Source organism: Spirochaeta lutea (genome assembly GCF_000758165.1).
GTDB classification, from domain to species: domain Bacteria; phylum Spirochaetota; class Spirochaetia; order DSM-27196; family Salinispiraceae; genus Spirochaeta_D; species Spirochaeta_D lutea.
In genome coordinates, this window is sequence record NZ_JNUP01000071.1 from 161,522 (window position 1) to 179,045 (window position 17,524).

Here is a 17,524-nt window from a genome sequence, read left to right on the forward strand (position 1 = left end):
TGTTCCTGTATTCTTTATTTCATGACCACACGATCCATAGTCCACCGACTCATTCTTGTCCTGGTTCTGGGTACCATCGCTCTCCTGCCCGGTACTGCCGATGTATTTTCGTCCCCCAAGGCCCTGTACCAGATTAAAACCGACCATTTCACCTTCATTTTTTCTGAAGAAACCCGGCAAAGCGCAGAGTACCTGGCGCATCGGGCTGAGGCTATGTATGCACGGATAGCCGGCCTGTTGGATCAGCCCATGAACCTCCATATACCCGTGGTTATTACCCCGGATACGGATCAACTCAACGGCTACTTTACCGCCATGCCCTCCAACCGCATCGTGCTGTACCAGGCTCCCCTGCTGCCCAATGCAGGGTTTGCCACCTACAACCATACCCTGGAAAAGCTCTTTCTCCACGAACTTACCCATGCCGTGAGTATGAACATTCGGGCTCCCATCTACCGATTTCTTTCATGGATCGTGGGAGACATAATTCTCCCCGCAGGCCTAACGGCTTCCCAAAACTTCATCGAGGGGGTAACGGTCTCCTTCGAGAGTTTGGACGGGTACGGCCGCGCCAACGGCACCGCATACGCCCAGGTTATCCAGCAGGATATCCTCGAAGACCGGTTCATGACCTTCAACGAGACCTCGGGTATACGCCGTAACTACCCCGGGGGCTCCTGGTACATCTACGGCGGATGGTTTAGCCGCTATCTTCAGGAAACCTATGGCATGGAATCCTACGCCGAGCTTTGGAAGGAGTTCGGGGCCCTCAGGGGCATATGGGACTCCCTGCTCTTTCCCGGTGCATTCCGCAGGGTGTACCGCCAGCCCCTCACCGATGTTTGGGAGGATTTCCGCCGGTGGATGAGCCTCAAAATCCCGGTGGTAACCCAGACCCTGCCCGTTACTCAGGACTGGGACAGCATCCAGGCTATAACCGCCCGGGGAGACCAGGTGTATTATGCCGGAAGCGAGGGGATTTACCTCCTCCAGCTCAGTACGGGCAAGCGAACCCGCCTGGCCTCGGCAGACCAATCGGTCAACCGGTTATCCCTTTCCCCGGACGGTCAGCGCCTGCTGATCAGTTCGTTTCGTCCCTCCGAACCGGGGCTTGCCCGGGCCCAGCTGCGGATCTATAACCTGGCGGCCCGCCGTTTTGAATCCACCGAACTGCCCCGGGGTCTCACCGAGGCCGCCTTCACCCCCGAGGGAATTCTTGCCCTGCGTATCCAGGGGTATAGCACCGATCTGGTGCACCTAGATCACCAGGGAAGAGAAACCACCCTCTACCGCGGCAGTCTAACCAGTATCCCCTCCCATCCCGGGATCTATCAGTCCGGGTACATCCACTTTCTTTTACAGCAGGGGGGAGTCAAGGCCATCGCCCGACTTCATCGGGAATCCGGGGAGATTGAAATCCTCCAAAGCTCCATACCCTTGGGAGAGATCCGCACCCTGTCCATCACCGACCAGGGCATAACCTTCGCCTGGGATAACAACCTCACCATGTTCAAGGCCGGCCGTCTGGGCCCCCGGGGGCTGGAACTGCAGACCACCCCCATCTCCGGAGCCGTCGCCTACCCGGTCCTGACCGAGGATTCCCTGGTGTACGTCGGGAGCTTCTCCATGGGGGAACGGATCATGGAATACCCCCTGGACAACCCCGCCATGACGCCGACCCCGGCTGACCACACCTGGATCCCCCTGGATTCCTGGTCCGCCCCCCATCGGACTACCAGTTCCCTGGGCCGTCCGGCGGATACCTTCCAGCCCCTGGACTTTTCCCCCGAGCAAGGAACCGATCAACTACCGGCCCTGGAATCAAAACCCTACTACCCCATTACCCGGGTGCTTCTACCCCAGCAACGGATTCCGACCCTGGTTCTGGATCCCATGGCCGAGGAACTGAAAGATCTGGTGCAGGGTGCGGGGATCATAACCATGTCCAGTGATCCTACCGAGAGGCTCTACCTAGATTGGTATGCAACCTACCTGTGGAATTGGCGATTCGTAGATGGGGGGATTGCTCTTCGGGAAACAAGCCTGCCGGTAGATCTCCTTCTTTCTGTGACGGACGGCTTTACCTTTCCCAGCCCCCTGCTCAGCCGGGCTTACCGCACCCTCCGGGCGAGCCTGGGGGTGGGAGATCAGATTTCCTTTTCCCCTTCCCAGCGCAGGTTGTCCTGGCAGGTTGATTCTGGGGTGATTTTCCAGAGTTCAGGCCCCCAGAGCGACATTGGGGTCACCAGTCCCTACCAGTGGGATCTGGGCGGGCCGGTTATTCCCATCAGCGCCCAGGTTGGGTACAGCGAACTCTACGGGGGAATCTTCCCGCCCTATGAGCAGCGGGGAATATACTCCCAACTCTCCTGGCACGGCCTGATCCGCGGTGTGGATACCAGCCCCGAACTCCCCAATTTCGCAGCCCTCAAGGCCGGTTTCACCCTTCCCTTCCTGAGCCTAGCCCTGGACGCAGCCGGATTTCTCAGCCTCCAGGAGGATGTCGGATTCCTCCCCTATGGGGCGATCCTGAATAACCAACTCTTTCCCGGGAGCATCCATCAGCCCCAGTACTTTGCCTACGGAAGCTACCAGGAAACACCCAGCCCCTACTACGTCAGCGCCCAGGCCTCCAGCACCATCCGCTTTGACATCGGCAAGAGCCTGCCTGGTCAATTCTATCTGCAAAAGGGCTCCCTGGGAGGGGGATACCGTATGGCCTTCCTCAACGGCGACTACCTGGATTCCCTCTACCTGCAAGCCGCCCTAACCTTTCACTGGAGCCAGGGAACCATTGAAGTGCTTCCCCTGCGCCTGGGCATTGAGGCGGAATACACCCTTCGGGAGCCCGCCGGGCAGGGCTGGCAGATCCGGCTGCTGAGTGTCCTGGATATAGCAGGGCTTCTCTGAGTTCATTGTTCATCGTTCATCGTTCATTGTTCGTGCATTGACGAGGGGGGGGGGGAAACGGGTCCCCTCTTAAACCGCCCGGCTTTCCGGTGCTCAAGGAAGTAACCCGACACAGCACTCTCCATGGGTACACAATTTGGATAGTGCGTACAATGTACGACCGCACCTGCCAGCCGAGAACACCCCCTACACATCACTCTCCACCGGGGTATGGGGATCGTTGCCCCACTCCAGCCAGGAACCGGCGTAGTTACGCACCCGGGTGTACCCCAGCATCCGCAAGGTCAAATAGCTGTGGCTCGACCGCGCCCCGGACCGGCAGTACACGATCACCTGGTTCTCCGGACTCAGCCCCAGGCCGCGGTAACGCTCCCGAAGCTCCTCCAGGGGCCGAAAGGTGGGATCGAAGAGATCGCGGATATGCTCCTCCCAATTACAGTGTACCGCACCGGGAATATGGCCGTTCCTCTTCGCCGTGGGCAATACCCCCCGGTACTCGGCCTCGCTCCGGGCATCCACGATCACCGTATTCGGATCTTCCAGAGCCTCTTCTATGTGTGATTTTAACGCCAGGGCATGGGGAACCGCCACCGGTACGGCCAGGGGGGGTACGGCTGTCCCCGGATTTTCCCGGCTTTCCAGCTCAAACCCAGCGGACTGCCACCCCGGAATGCCGCCGTCCAGGAGCTGAACCTGCCCCCGGCCGAAACACTCCAAGATCCAGAACAACCGGGCCGAGGGCACCAACCCGCTGTCATCATAGAGCACCACCGGTCCCTCGGCGCCGATCCCCACCCGGGCCAGACGCTGGGCCAGCTCCGGCCAGGGAAGCAAGGCTCCCCGCTCGCTCAGGGGGTCCTGTAACCGGCCAGCGGGTAAATTCACCGCCCCGGGAACATGTCCCTTGGCATAGTCAGACTCGCCCCGGCAATCGATTACCAAGGGCTTGGAAGAACCCTTCTCACCCTGGTGGGTATGCCCTGCTCCCTCGGAGGAGCCGGCTCCGGGACCGGAATCCCTACCCAGCCCGGAGGGGGAACTCCCCTGCACGCCGAGCCAGGAAGCCAAATCCTGTACATCGATCCGTAGACTGCTCATGGTAACTCCTAGGCCCGCTTTACCCGGACCACCCAATGTCCTGCACCGGGCTTCTCAATCTCCAGCACCTCGTGCCCTTCCAAATCAAGGGACCGGGGTACATTGGATGCGGATTCACTGTTTCCTAGGTGAATCTCCAGTATCTGGCCCGAAGCTAACTGCTCCACGGCCTTTTTCGACTTTACGAAGGTGTAGGGACAAACATCCCCCTGAATATCCAAAACCTGATCTGCCATAACCACTCCTTGGTTGATACGATGCTGCAAATAACAAGGGCCCTCCGGCCTTCCGCCGACCTTCCCCTGTGGGAATCTGCTGGTCCCTGCTGCATAAACGGGCCTGGAACAAACCGGGCCCATGGTGAATTTCTGCCTTTCAGGGACGATCGGATCCGGGTAGCCCGGACCCGATGCAACCCGCCAGGTCTTAGAGCTGTTCTACCGGAAGATCTTCCCGGTTTCCCCATTCAGCCCAGGATCCGTCGTATACCCGGACCTTCTGGTATCCCAGGAGGCGCAGAGCTACGTAACTATGGGCACCCCGTACGCCGGTCTGGCAGAGGGCCACAGCCTCGTCGCTTTGATCCACCACCTGGTCGTACAGTTGGGCCAGCTCGCCTGCGGGCTTGAAACTGCGCCCCTGACCCACATTCTGGGTCCACTCGATGTTAACCGAGCCGGGAATATGGCCGCCCCGGGCCGCCCTGACATCCTCTCCGGTATACTCTCCGGCACTCCGGGTATCCAAGACCGTAACGCTCTGGTTATCCAGGTTCGCAAGAATGTAGTCCGCGTCGGCGATGAGTTCGGGCTGGGGATTAGCAGTGAAATCACCCCGGGCAGGCACCTCAGCCTCGGCACTGAGCTCTAACCCAGCGGCCGTCCAAGCAGCAAGTCCGCCGTCCAGAATATGCACCCGGGAATGCCCCAGGTACTCCAGGGCCCAGAACACCCGGGATGCCCACAGGCCGTTACCGCCGTCGTACACCACCACCGGACGGTCCTGAAATACCCCGGCGTCAGCGATATCCAGGGCGGCTATTTCCGGATCCGGAAGCATCCCCGAAACCCCGCTCACCGTATCCCAGACCGATTCCCTGGGCAGAAGCGCCGCTCCGGGAATATGTCCCTCCAGAAAGTCATCCAGGTTCCCCGATGCATCAATGATCGTCACCGAGTCCTGATTTTCTGCCAACCACTGGGGATCCACCAAGATTTCATCTCCTGGTGTCCGGGATACTCCCTGAGCCGGTTGTTCCTGGCTGCTCCCGTCTGCGTCCTGTGCCTCTTGGCCCTGTGCCTCCTGGCCTCGAGCCGCGGATTCCTGGGGCTCAGAGCTGCCCCCGGCGAAACCCTGGAATCCCAAAACAAGAACTCCCAAAACCGCCAGAGCGGCTATCCTAAAGCCCCGGGAAACGCCGCGGCCCTCTTCACTAGTAAACCTCGTCATAGTCCTATCCTCCTTATTTATGGACGTATTGTTTCATTCTTATGACCCTGAATAACCAGCCAGGTCATGATCCAACACCCTGCCATGATGCTGAACACCCCCAGGATGGAACCGATGCCCAGGGTTGCAATACCGGTAATGCCGTGGCCGATGTTACACCCCCCGGCAATGGCCGCCCCGGCCCCCATGACCAATCCGCCCCCGGTCTGCCGGGCAAAGGTCCGGGCATCGGGAAGCCGCCACTGGGCCTCCCCCTGGATCCAGGCTGATCCGTAGGCTCCCAGGGGAACCCCGATGAGGATGTACAGCGGCAATCCCACCCCTGAACCGTCCCCGGATACCATCAGCCGAATCAGGGCTGCACTGGGTTGGGTGAAGGAAAGCCCGAAATCCCGCCCCACCAGGGCGGATAGCAGCCAGGCCGCCAGGGCGATGATTCCCACCGTCAACCCCGTTCTCTTCCAGCCCCAGCCGATCACAAACTTCTGCTTCGGGGCCCGCACCAGATACACAGTCAAAGCCGCTACAATCAACCCGACGATAATCCATCGTCCGGCAATACTCTCCAGCCCCGTCACATTAAACAGGGTCGCTTCCCGTCCCTGGACATCCAGAACCGGTCCCCGGAGAACGCGCTGTACCGGGGCCAGTGCTCCCCCGTCCAGGGCCGCGGTTCCGATCAAAAATCCCACCAGGGCACCCCAGGAACCCAGCATGCCCCGGCCGGCCCGGTAGTAGGTTCCGCTAGCGCAGCCCCCTGCCAGTACCATGCCGACCCCAAACATCAGTCCGCCTACAATAAGGGCGGGCCAGAACAGGGGTGCGGTCTGGGGGTACAACACCCCCAGATCCTGGAGCAGGGTTACCCCGGGAATATTAATCACCAACACCAGAAACCATGCCCGTAACAGGCTCTTATCCTTCTCGAATACAATGCTCCGGAATGCGCTGTTCATGCAGAATCCGCCGCGCTGCAAGGCCCATCCCAGAACAACTCCCAGCAGGAGACCTCCTCCTATTTCAATCATCCCTTTCTCCTTTGATAGTGCACAAAAGGTTGTAAACTACACCGGATATAGCGGGGTTGCCCGGGGTAAGGCCCCAGGGGTAGCGCCGCAAATGGGGAATGTTACAAGCTTTTGCGCACTAGGTACTCCGTTTTTAAAAACAGGCAAACGAACCGTTTTTCTGAACCAATGAAGCAACACCCCAGACATCATCACCCAGGACATCCTCTCCCCCGGGCCAGGCCCAATCCCCGGATCCACCCTCCTCGGCAGCTACCTTCCAGCGCCGGACAACCCGTCCCATGGCGATCTGGGCCGCTTCGCCGCCGGCTCCCAGGGCCAACACCGTCTCTCCCGGACCCCGGGTCAGAGCCTGAACCCGGAAGTCCAGGCCAATCCTCGCCGTTACCTCACGGCTCCGGGGCGCAAACTGAACCAGCCCCCGGCCGGAAGCCTCCACAAAACTCACCACATCCGTCACCACCGGGGGCCGAAGCTGCAGATCAGCATCGAAGGTGGCAACCTCCCCGCCGGTCCGTTCATCCACAACGGTAACCTGCCCCTGGCCGTTCAATCCCCACAGTTCTGTGTATCCCCCATCGAAGGCCGCCAGCTCCAGGGACGTCGGCAGGGTCTCGATAACCTCCAGGTTCTGGCTAAAGATGATTCCAATGCCCTCCGCACCGGGACGGTAGAGCCGGGTCCCCCTGCGGTTTGGCAGAACCGGTCCGAAACCCCGGGGGATCCTGGCAGAACGCGGATCCGATAGCTCCAATAGCCGGTGGGAAAACTCCGTTACAACCTCGGTCTCACCCTCCTCTTCCCCGGGAGCTGGAGAAATCACCCATACCCGGTCGCCGTTGGGCGAAAAGCTCAAGGCCCGGAGGGCTCCCAGCCCCGTGGCAATCTCATTTTGCAATTCAAAGGTCTGGGCGCTGTACACCCGGATTACATCACTATCCTCAAACAGGACAAATACGGAGACTCCCCCGGGGGTGGGCACTACTGCCAGGGGAACCTGGGGCAACCCTACCCGGGCAACGACCTCCTGGCCGGCAGTATCCAGGGCCACCAGTTCGCGAGCCTGGGGCAGAACCAAAAACAGTGCCCCCTCGGCCGGCTCAGCAGTCTCGGGTAGCTCGGCCCCGGGTAGATCTCCTACTGCGGCCTGTGATTCCAGCCCCGGCGCCCCCGCACCCAGAACCTGCAAACCCGCCGGGCCGGGGTTCTGATGCAACCCCGCCAGGGCAGTGATGGCTGCTGCCGTTCCTAAGGCTGCCACGGGCCCCCGAAACCGTTTCCATGACTCCGGTATTCCTGCCATTATGTATCTCCTTGTCTCACTATGACGCCCGGTTCCCCGGTACCCCTACTCCAGCTCATTGTCAACTTTGTTGCTATAGTATGTTTACTTTAAAGTCATGTCAACCGAGGCCATCAATTTTTTGATATTTTTTGTCAACTTTTCGGAGCGCCACAGGTACTCCAGGGCATACCCTGGACATGCATACCCCGCGGCAGGCTTTGCGGGGCTTTACTCAGTATTTTTACCGAATTTAAAGTTGATTTAAGGTTCGCGGTTCTACAATGCCCCTAGATCATTACAAAAGGAGCTACATATGACCAACGTGAAAAGAACAATCATTCTTTTATTCCTGGCAGTTTTCATCCTGACCCCCATGCTCGGGTTCTCCCAGGAGGACAAGGAGCAGGAAGAGCAGAAATTCGGGTTCTTCGACCGGTTCATGGTTGAACTGGGTGCCGGATACGGCCTGATGCCCGGCTATGAAGAGAGCACCGGAATTGTCATCCCCATTACCGCCAGCTACATTCCCCTGGATCTGAAACTCGGCGCCATGGACGGATTTGTGAGTGCGGGTTTCCGATACGAGCCCGGCTTAGTGCTCGGGGCAAGCTCAACCGGCGAATTCGGTATCCAATTCATGCAATCCTTCACCGCCACTGGCGACTTCTACCTGCGGTTCCTGAAGGAACTGGATCTGGTACCCTTCGCGGGAATCGGATTGGGCCTGTACCAGGTTGCCGGCGCATCCACGGATGGCGAGAGCATCGGAAACTTCTTCGGTTTCGCACCCCGGATCGGCGTACGCATGGGCGGAATCAACGGGTACATCAGCTACCACATCATCGCCCCGGGTAAGGCTACCACCAATCCCAGCTACTTCTCCATCGTAGCGGGTTACACCTTCGGCGGCAGCCGTCTTTCCAAGTAATTCCCTTTCGTTTCGCCTAAGGTCCCCGGCCCGGAAGGGGTTTCCGGGGGCCTTTCTTATTGTGTAGTGCGCAAAAGGTTGTAAACCACACCAGATATAGCGGATCATTCCATAATTCCGTACAGGGATGGTGTCGCCGAGGTGCACTGTTACAACCTTTTGCACACTATATTATTATTGCCCCAAGCCGCCGGGGCTGATATAGTCCTTTCATTATGACAAAGCCAGTATTCAAACCCAACGCCCTGGACCTTACCACGGGGCTTTTTGTAATCATAAACCTCGTGGCAATTATCGCCAGTTGGCAGACCATGGACAATCCTTGGCTTGTCTTCGGGGTTTACGCCTCATGTTTGATCACGGGCCTGGTGGCCATGAGGATCAACCGCTTGGAAGCCTGGGAACAGAGTCCCTCCTTCCTTAAAAAGATCGCGGCTACCCTGTTCCTCATCCTGCGCCTGGGCTATCCCCTCATTTACATGCTCTTTTTCTTTGTGGGTGTAACGGAGTTTCAGCACCTCTTCTTCCCCGAGGTACTGGATCCACAGTTTATTGCCTTCGACCAAGCCCTCTTCGGCTACCTGCCGGTAAAACAGTGGATGGTTTGGTACGACGGATATCTGATCTCCGAGGTGCTCCACGGAGCATACTTTATCTACTATCTTCTCCTGGGCATCCTGCCCCTGGGGTTATTCTTCAAGGACCCGAAGATCCTGGAACGGTACCTCTTTGCGGTCATGCTGGTATTCTACGCCTCAGCCCTTACCTACCTGGTGTTCCCCGTAGCCGGGGGACGGTATCTCCCTGAACTCAAGGAGCTCACCGAGACCCTGCGCCACGGCCCCTTTACCAAACTCATGGCCCTGGCATACCAGACAAGCTCCCACTTCGGGGCAGCCTTCCCCAGCACCCACGTGGCCATGAGCCTGGTCATGGTGGCCGGCTCCTGGAGTTATGCCCGGAAAACGGCTCCGCTGTTTATCCTGAATGCGATCTTGGTTATGATTGCCACCGTCTTCTGCGGCTATCACTACGTGGCTGATGTGTTGGGTGCGATAGTCTACGTAGGGGTTCTCTATCCCCTGGGGTTACGGCTTCACCAGCGGATCAGCTCTGGTCTTCTGGTCCCTGGTTCACCCCGGAAATCTGATCCATCATTGCATCCACAGATTTCTTCCGAAGGCGATACAGGTCTCTAAGGTACTCGTAGGCTGTTCTTGCCACAGCAAAGGCGGGAACAGCCAGGAGTAATCCCACAAACCCCGCCATACTCCCCGCAGTCAACAACAGGAAAATAATGATTACCGGGTGGATTTTGAGCTGACGCCCCATTACCAGGGGCGATATCAGCTGGCTTTCCACCTGCTGTACAATCACCACTAATAAAAGAACCTTAAGCATCTGGGAAGGACTATCCAGCAGGGCTACAATCAGCCCCGGTACCGTCCCGATAACCGGTCCGATGTAGGGAATGAGGTTGGTAACCAGGGCGATGACGGCCAACAACAGGGCATAGCGCACCCCGATGATGCTGTAACCCAGCAGGAGCATGACCCCCACAAAACCGCTGACGATCATCTGCCCCTTGATGTACACCCCCAGGGTCTTGCTCATGTTCCCCATGATGGCTTGCGCCTCATCCCGGAACTGCAGGGGAAAAATCCGGGACACATACCCTGGGAACTTTTCTCCGTCTTTGAGCATGAAGAAAAGTACGAAGGGAACCGTGGACACTACCACTACAATGTTGGACACCAGCCCCAGCATGGCACTCAGGTTCGCCCCTATATTCTCATACAATCCCGAAAGAAACTCGTTCAAGCGTTGGGGCAGTTCCTCGTAGATGCTTGCCACATCCAAACCCACGGGCAGCCACTCTATGGTCTCCACCTGCTGCAGAATCCCCTGGAGCTGTCCGATGAACCGAGGGGTATTGGCGATGAGGGAGTTTATCTGGTCCCGAAGCTCGGGTATGGCCAGGAGGATCCCGATGCCGAAGAGTCCCCCCAACACCAGGTACACCAGGACGATCGCCAGGGTTCGCGGTACCCGGATCCGGGTTAGAAGGTTAACCACCGGGACCAGAAGGTAGAAGAGTATCCCTGCCAAAAACACCGGTAAAAAGAGGGTACTCACTAATACAGCTATAGGCCGGAACAGAAAACTGACCTGAGCCCCGATAAACACAATCAGGAGGCTCAGCAGGACATACATGAGCCATCGGAAGAGGGGAGTCCGGGTAAGGGGTGTCATGTTCCGCCAATGTTTCCGTTTTGAAGGGGGAAGCCCCGTGGCGCTGCCGGTACCCGAGCCGCCGCCCAGGTCGGAGCCGGCTGTCGGTTCCTTGCCAGGATCCGAACCGGGGCTCTGTCCCGTCACAGGTTCCTGGCCTGCATCGGAACTTTGCGCAGCCTCGGAGCCTCGCCCAGCCTCGGCGCTTCGTCCTGTCTCGGAGCCTCGCCCTGGCTCTGCATCCCGACCCGTCCCGGGACGCTGAGAAGCCTCGGCAGCCCGGCCTATTCCGCGCTCCTCGGAACCGGCTCTCCGGGGATCTGGCCCGGGCCTGGCGGAACCGGCGTTATCCTGGGAATGGGATCCCGAGGAGGCCGGGTGATCCGGTTGGGTCACGGGGTGGTTAGGATCGGCAGCAGCCGGGGTTTCAGGGGTGGAGGGGTTTTTGGATCCCCGGTGATGGTTAGCCATGGCTTAGTAGCTCCGGAGGCATTGGTAAATGGTCAGGGCGGCGCCGGCCCCCTGGCCGAGGGCGGTGAGCACCTGTTCCCTGCCCATATCGCAGACATCCCCGGCGGCGTAGATCCCCGGCATGCTGGATTCCATGTGTTTATCGGTGACCACCCGGCCCTGGGTATCCAAGTCTACCCCGTTGGGCAGGTAGGCGGTAACCGGCGAGGGTTGGAACTCCATAAAAAATCCCGCGGCATGCACGGTAACCGGGCTTCCCTGGGACGGTTGAATCACCACAGACCTGCAGAAATCATTCCCTAAAAATTCCAGAGGCCGGGCATCCTCATACAGATGTACCCGGTCATGGTTTCGGAGTTTTTCCAGAAGCTCAGGACTCACGGTCGCGCCGGGATTCAGGGTCACATACACCGCCTTAGCAATGGCTGCGGTATCCAGGGCGGCCCCGGCAGCCCGATCGCTATCCCCGTGGATGTATACCTCCCGCTCCCAGAAGGCATGGCTGTAGCTCAGAATATTGCTGCCCAATCCCCGGCCCCAAAACTGCTTAATTCCCGGAATCTGGAGCCGCGGCCCCGAGGTTCCCGAGGCGGCCAGAACCATGCGGCACCAGTATTCCTGTTCGGTGGCATCCTGACGCCGGGATCGTACCGAGAATCCCTGCTGCTCAGGGGCGTCCAGGGGTTCCACTGCCAGAACCTCTTCGCTGCGGTAGAGCTCGGACCGGTAATGCAGCCGGCTTCGGTACACCGCCACCTGTTCCCGGGCCTTGATAATGGTATAGTCCTCCACATCGGGCAGGGCGACGGTATGATTAGTCTTTCCCCCCAAATCCTTGGACAGCACCAGAAAATCCAGCCGTTTGCGCATGGCATACACCGCTGCCGCAAGACCCGCCGGGCCGGCGCCAACAATAATCAGATCGTACATAAGGCCCTCCTTTGTGTTTGGGGGGATTCTAATGCCCCTGGCTCCGAAACCCCGGGGTTTACTCCAACACCGGTGGTTCTTCGATGAGCCCCTCTTCCATCATAACCTGAGTTACCCGTCTGGAGCGAGAAATTATCTTTTCTGCCATGGAATACAGCTCCTGACGGCTCCGGGTTACCCGGGCGACACCCTGCTCCTGAGCCTTCAACCCCACGGCTGCAGCGATTTCGGGGAACACCTTCCAATCTTCCATGGTCGGCAACAGGTTCTCCGGTCCCAGGGTATCCCCCATATGGGCGACCAGGGCATCGGCAGCGGCGAAACACATCTCATCGGTAATAGTCTTAGCCCTGACATCCAGGGCCCCCCGGAAAATCCCCGGAAAACAGAGGGAATTGTTAACCTGGTTCGGGAAATCGCTGCGTCCAGTTGCGACGATAGCAGCCCCGGCCTCTTTGGCCTCCCAGGGCCAGATTTCCGGTACGGGGTTTGCGCAGGTAAATACAATGGGATCGGGGGCCATGCCGGCGATCCACTCGGGCTTGATGGTGCCCGGTCCGGGCTGGGCCAGGGAAATGACGACATCGGCGCCCTTCAGGGCCTCGGCGATGCCGCCCTGACGACCTTCGGCGTTAGTATTCTCGCAGAGCTGCCATTTTTCCCGGAATTCCACCCGGCGCTTATAAATATCTTCCCGGAAGGTTCCCAGAATCCCCCTGCTGTCCACCATGAAGCACTGTTCAGCCCGGGCACCCCGGGCGAAAATGAGGCGAGCGCAGGCTACATTGGCTGCCCCGGTACCGATGAAGGCAATTCGTACATCCTCAATGGCCCTCCTCTGGACCCGCAGGGCACTGAGCAATCCCGCCAGGGTCACGGTGGCGGTTCCCTGCTGATCATCATGCCATACCGGGATTTCCGCCTCCCGGCGCAGGGTATCGAGAATGCGGAAACACTTGGGTTGGCTGAGATCCTCCAGGTTGATGCCTCCGAAGCTGGGCTGCAGCCGGAGGACGGTCTGGATGATCTCATCGGGGTCTTTGGTATCCAGCATGATTGCCACGGAGTCTACTCCGCCTAAATACTTGTAGAGCATCGCCTTGCCTTCCATGACCGGCAGCCCGGCCTTGGGACCGATGTCTCCCAGCCCCAGTACCCGGGAACCGTCGCTGATGACCGCTACGGTATTCCACTTGCTGGTATACTCATACACCTTATCAGGATCCTCCTGTATAGCCAGGCAGGGCTGGGCTACCCCGGGGCTGTACCATACGGAAAAATCATCCATATCACGCACCACACACTTGGGGACGGTTTCCATCTTTCCGCCGTAAAAACGGTGCATATCTTCGGCGATCTCCCCGTAACGGTTCGCTTTCTTCAGCTCGTCATCCTTCTGGTTCATCGAGGCTCCTTACGCAGTATCTGGGATTGCTCCATCATGCCAGGAAGCCGGGGCACTTTCAAGAACCCGGAAGCCCAATATTGACCTTCCGCCTGGCTGTGGTATAATGTCCCCACAAATCTATGTAAAAAAAAGAGTTACGCGTGTTTTCCATATTCAAAAAAAAGAAAGTTGATTCAAATAACCAATTAGACATTGTAAAAAAATACCGCCATCAGCTAACAGCCATCCTCTCCCAGACCTGGGAAACCTTCTGGATAATCGAAGGCGGGGTTACAAAATATATCAGTCCGGGGATCAAGGAGCTTACCGGGTACGCCGAGCAGGAAGTCTGCATCAAACCAGGCGGGCTCTCTGAACTGCTGGGATTAGATGACCCCGGCCTTCCCCCGGACGGGGTTTACCCCCTCACCCACCGGGACGGATCCCGGCGCTGGATCAGGACAAGGCAGATCCGCCTGGAAAAGCGGTCCCCCCTGACCATTTTCATTCTCCAGGACATTACCGCCGAGCAGAGCAGCATGGAGCAGATCCATTACCTGGCGTCCTTCGACCCCCTCACAAAACTCCCCAACCGGCACCACTTTGAGAAGACCCTGAACCAGCGCATTGCCCAAGGCGTGCCGATGCTCATCATGTTCATGGATATGGACCGATTTAAGGAGGTGAACGATGTCTACGGCCATGCCCTGGGGGATCTGCTGCTGCAACATATGGCGGAGCGGGTATCGGCCCTGGTACCTCCCGAGGGATTTTTAGCCCGCTTCGGGGGCGATGAGTTCGCCCTCCTGGTACCCCACCCCGGGAACCCCGATGAAGAGCTTGATCTGGCCCAAGGGATTGTCCAGGAAGCCAGCGAACCGGTGGTTATCCAGGGAACTAATCTGCTCACCGGGATGAGCGTCGGGGTCTGCAGCTTTCCCCGGGACGGTTCGGATACCCAGACCCTGCTCACCCATGCAGACCTGGCCATGTACGAGGCGAAAACCATGGGGAAGGATCAAGCGGCCCTCTACGAGCCCCGGATGACCCGGGCTCTGGAGCGAACCATGCGCCTGAGCCAGGGCTTACGTCGGGCTATCGAACAGGATGAACTATTTCTGGAGTATCAACCCCAGTTCGACCTGGTCAGCGGAGAGCTCTCGGCCTTCGAAGCCCTGGTGCGGTGGAATCACCCTGAATTAGGATTGGTTCCCCCCAGCGAATTCATCCCCGTAGCCGAGGGAAGCCACAGCATCCACCTCCTGGGAGAATGGGTACTCTGGCGGGCCTGCGCCCAGATGAAGGAATGGTCTGACGTCTTCGGATGGGAGAAGAAAATCGCGGTGAATGTATCCCCCTACCAACTGCTGAACCCGAATTTCGTGTCCGTGGTTGCCCACGTACTCATTGATACCGAGCTTCAACCCTCCCAGCTGGAACTGGAGGTTACCGAAACGGCATTGATCCAGGATATTCCCCGTACCCTGGGTGTGCTGTCCCAGCTCCAGGATATGGGCATTGAGCTGTCCCTGGACGATTTCGGCACCGAATATGCCAGCTTTAACTATCTCCAGCAGTTCAGGCTGAACAAGCTCAAGATTGATAAACTCTTCGTACAGAAGTTTTTAGAGAATCCAAGCACCTCCAGTATTGTGCAAACCATCATCCAGCTCGGCCGGTCATTGAATATGCGGGTCCTCGCCGAGGGGGTTGAGACCCAGGACCAAGCCAGGGGACTAATATCCCTGGGCTGCCAAGAGGTTCAGGGATTCTTCTTCGGCAAACCCCATCCCCCGGAGCATTGGCAGACCCTCCTGTCATCCCAAACCCAGCAGGTCTGAGGCGGCCCCGGAGATACGTACCTCCTACGACAAGGCGTTCATAATGCGCAAAAGCCTGTACCATTTTACCCTGATGACACCACCCCTGGGACGCATTTGGTTAGGTCCGCTACATCTGAGGTAGTTTACAACCTTTTGCGCACTATGAAAGGCGTTGTACCGATTCCTGCCGACGGCCCCAGCCCTGGTTTTTTTTCGCTTGTCCCGCTATATCTGCTGTTGTTTACAACCTTCTGAGGACTGGATTCGTTATAGATAATTATTTATTGACTTATACCTACATTTGATCATATGATCAGCCTATAGGAGAACCATACCATGAAAAAAACCACGATACCTGCACTATTTGTGCTGGTACTCTCAGTCTCCCTGGCTCTGGTAGCCTGCGGAGGAAATACCCAACCGGCTGCACCGGTTTCCGACGGTAGCGAGGATCTGAAGATTGATTTCCAGCTGAACACTGCTGCTGCTGATCCTGCGAACAACTACTTCAGCTTTGCCGGAAACATCCGGTACATGGCTGCGGACAAGGACCAGGTAGATGTAACCACCGGAGCATCGAAACTGCGCTCCACCGAGGTGTTCCAGGCATACCTGTACGATGTAGAAGGCAAACCCACCCTCCCATCTGGTTTGCGGGGTCTGTTCCTCTTTGCTGTGAATCCCTTCGACCAGATCCAGATCGACAACCTCCAGGCATCCAAGGCTGCTGACGGAACCATCACCGTTCAGTACACCCACCGGGGGACAGCCTACCGGATCACCACGGATAAAGCCGGCAAGCTGAGCTTCCCCAACGGATCCTTTGAAGCCCGGACCATCGGGTACATCCAAGGCGCGGGTCCCCAGGTTATCAGCACCGACTTTGCCAGCGATGCCACCGCCGCCACAGTGGATTACGCCAAGGTGTGGGACAGCAGCATTGCCGGAGGCAAAAACGTTGCGGAGGGTGTGGACCGGAAGACCGGAACCATCGGTAGAAATCTGGCCGCCGCCGATTCCATGTACTACTTCGACGGAACCCTGGACGTGAGCCTCAACGGATCCATTCTGAAGATTGCCGGGGCCCTTACCGCCGTACCCCGGAGGTAACAAGACCTCATGTATCCCGAGGTAGGATGACCCTTCATACCCCCTCGGGGATACAAGCCTTTAGAAACCCAAGCCCGGTTCGGAGCAAGCCTCCGGCCGGGCTTTTTTGGTGCATGGCGTAATGCAGAAAAAACGGGAAAAATAGAATTATTTAATAATCAAATATGCTATCAGTAACGAGTAACCATCCCCCAAAATTTCTTGGCGCCTTGTTGGCACCGAGTTTAAATATGATTGTATTTCTCGGAATTTGATCTGCTCGAAACGGTCACTTCGCCACTACTTTTCAAGTATAGTGGGGAGTGTCTCGCCAGAAATATTGATAATGAACACGGTTATGGAATGGTAAGTGGAACGCTATTGGGTTCATCAAGCAAGGGCTTCGAGTTAAAATCAATATCCGGTAACGGCTTATTGCGATCTATGTTCTGTTTTATCGCTAATGATGCAACCATTTCACCATCAATATCAAAGATCCTGTACAGAAAAATTGCCGTTTCAGGATTTATATTTTCCTGCACATAGTGAGGGGAATACCCTTCTTCGAGAGCGATATGGAGTAAAACTTTCAGTGGAAATAATGCTTGGATCTGTTCAAGAGCTTCAGGATGTATATGCTTAAACACAAATTCATTTTTAGAATTCTTTTCGATTTCATACACTGCTTCATTGGGATCTGCGGAAACCGAAGTTGCCAACAACCCTATCCACAAGCAAACAATAAATAATTTTTTCATTGAAATTTCCTCCCTTAATGCTAACTTATCGGGTATGTATGATAATAGACATATTTCCGATGTAGCAACAACAACTTAAAAGTTCCGCTTTTCAGCGGTTTCAGATATCCGCTATCCTATTGCCCCATACTAGCGT

General features: G+C 57.4%; 14 protein-coding genes. 5 read left to right on the top strand and 9 right to left on the bottom strand.

Going from position 1 to position 17,524, the window contains the following annotated elements:
* Positions 1-21: 21 nt before the first annotated feature.
* On the top strand, positions 22-2,910 hold the full coding sequence (locus DC28_RS13415) for a TolB family protein (RefSeq protein ID WP_037549699.1): 2,889 nt from the start codon (positions 22-24) through the stop codon (positions 2,908-2,910).
* Positions 2,911-3,096: 186 nt separating this feature from the next.
* Here DC28_RS13415 and DC28_RS13420 read toward each other — a convergent pair whose 3' ends face one another.
* The 5 genes from DC28_RS13420 to DC28_RS13440 all read right to left on the bottom strand — a co-directional run bounded on the left by DC28_RS13420 (position 3,097) and on the right by DC28_RS13440 (position 7,788).
* Positions 3,097-4,008: a sulfurtransferase gene (locus tag DC28_RS13420; protein ID WP_052078907.1), complete on the bottom strand. Its 912-nt coding sequence runs from the start codon at positions 4,006-4,008 to the stop codon at positions 3,097-3,099.
* 8 nt (positions 4,009-4,016) lie between these two features.
* Positions 4,017-4,244: a sulfurtransferase TusA family protein gene (locus DC28_RS13425; protein WP_037549701.1), complete on the bottom strand. Its 228-nt coding sequence runs from the start codon at positions 4,242-4,244 to the stop codon at positions 4,017-4,019.
* A gap of 190 nt (positions 4,245-4,434) precedes the next feature.
* On the bottom strand, positions 4,435-5,457 hold the full coding sequence (locus DC28_RS13430) for a sulfurtransferase (protein ID WP_052078908.1): 1,023 nt from the start codon (positions 5,455-5,457) through the stop codon (positions 4,435-4,437).
* Positions 5,458-5,474: 17 nt separating this feature from the next.
* The gene (locus DC28_RS13435) at positions 5,475-6,485 is read right to left on the bottom strand and encodes a YeeE/YedE family protein (RefSeq protein WP_037549703.1); all 1,011 of its coding nucleotides are present in this window, start codon (positions 6,483-6,485) and stop codon (positions 5,475-5,477) included.
* Positions 6,486-6,618: 133 nt separating this feature from the next.
* A complete protein-coding gene (locus DC28_RS13440) occupies positions 6,619-7,788 on the bottom strand; it encodes a YncE family protein (RefSeq protein ID WP_037549705.1) in 1,170 nt (389 codons plus the stop codon).
* Between the two features lie 295 nt (positions 7,789-8,083).
* Here DC28_RS13440 and DC28_RS13445 point away from each other — a divergent pair, with 295 nt between their 5' ends.
* Entirely contained in the window at positions 8,084-8,698 is a 615-nt protein-coding gene (locus tag DC28_RS13445; RefSeq protein ID WP_037549707.1) for a hypothetical protein, read from the top strand.
* A 215-nt stretch (positions 8,699-8,913) separates the two neighbouring features.
* Positions 8,914-9,897 carry a phosphatase PAP2 family protein gene (locus DC28_RS13450; protein ID WP_037549708.1) on the top strand — a complete coding sequence of 328 codons (984 nt, stop codon included), beginning with the start codon at positions 8,914-8,916 and terminating at the stop codon, positions 9,895-9,897.
* On the opposite strand, the gene DC28_RS13455 is transcribed toward DC28_RS13450, so the two are convergent.
* From DC28_RS13455 to DC28_RS13465, 3 genes are read right to left on the bottom strand one after another with little or no spacing between them, the layout of a single operon-like run.
* Positions 9,806-11,401 carry an AI-2E family transporter gene (locus DC28_RS13455; RefSeq protein WP_052078909.1) on the bottom strand — a complete coding sequence of 532 codons (1,596 nt, stop codon included), beginning with the start codon at positions 11,399-11,401 and terminating at the stop codon, positions 9,806-9,808. The genes DC28_RS13450 and DC28_RS13455 overlap by 92 nt on opposite strands.
* A gap of 3 nt (positions 11,402-11,404) precedes the next feature.
* Positions 11,405-12,331, bottom strand: a complete 927-nt coding sequence (locus tag DC28_RS13460; protein ID WP_037549710.1) for an NAD(P)/FAD-dependent oxidoreductase — start codon at positions 12,329-12,331, stop codon at positions 11,405-11,407.
* 58 nt (positions 12,332-12,389) lie between these two features.
* A complete protein-coding gene (locus DC28_RS13465; RefSeq protein WP_037549711.1) occupies positions 12,390-13,736 on the bottom strand; it encodes an NAD(P)-dependent malic enzyme in 1,347 nt (448 codons plus the stop codon).
* A gap of 143 nt (positions 13,737-13,879) precedes the next feature.
* On the opposite strand from DC28_RS13465, the gene DC28_RS13470 reads away from it, so the two are divergent.
* Both DC28_RS13470 and DC28_RS13475 read left to right on the top strand, forming a co-directional pair.
* Complete coding sequence (locus DC28_RS13470) at positions 13,880-15,559, top strand: sensor domain-containing protein (RefSeq protein ID WP_052078910.1); 1,680 nt, start codon at positions 13,880-13,882, stop codon at positions 15,557-15,559.
* A gap of 318 nt (positions 15,560-15,877) precedes the next feature.
* Complete coding sequence (locus tag DC28_RS13475) at positions 15,878-16,651, top strand: hypothetical protein (protein WP_037549714.1); 774 nt, start codon at positions 15,878-15,880, stop codon at positions 16,649-16,651.
* 335 nt (positions 16,652-16,986) lie between these two features.
* Here DC28_RS13475 and DC28_RS13480 read toward each other — a convergent pair whose 3' ends face one another.
* The gene (locus DC28_RS13480; RefSeq protein ID WP_037549716.1) at positions 16,987-17,388 is read right to left on the bottom strand and encodes a hypothetical protein; all 402 of its coding nucleotides are present in this window, start codon (positions 17,386-17,388) and stop codon (positions 16,987-16,989) included.
* Positions 17,389-17,524: the final 136 nt, after the last annotated feature.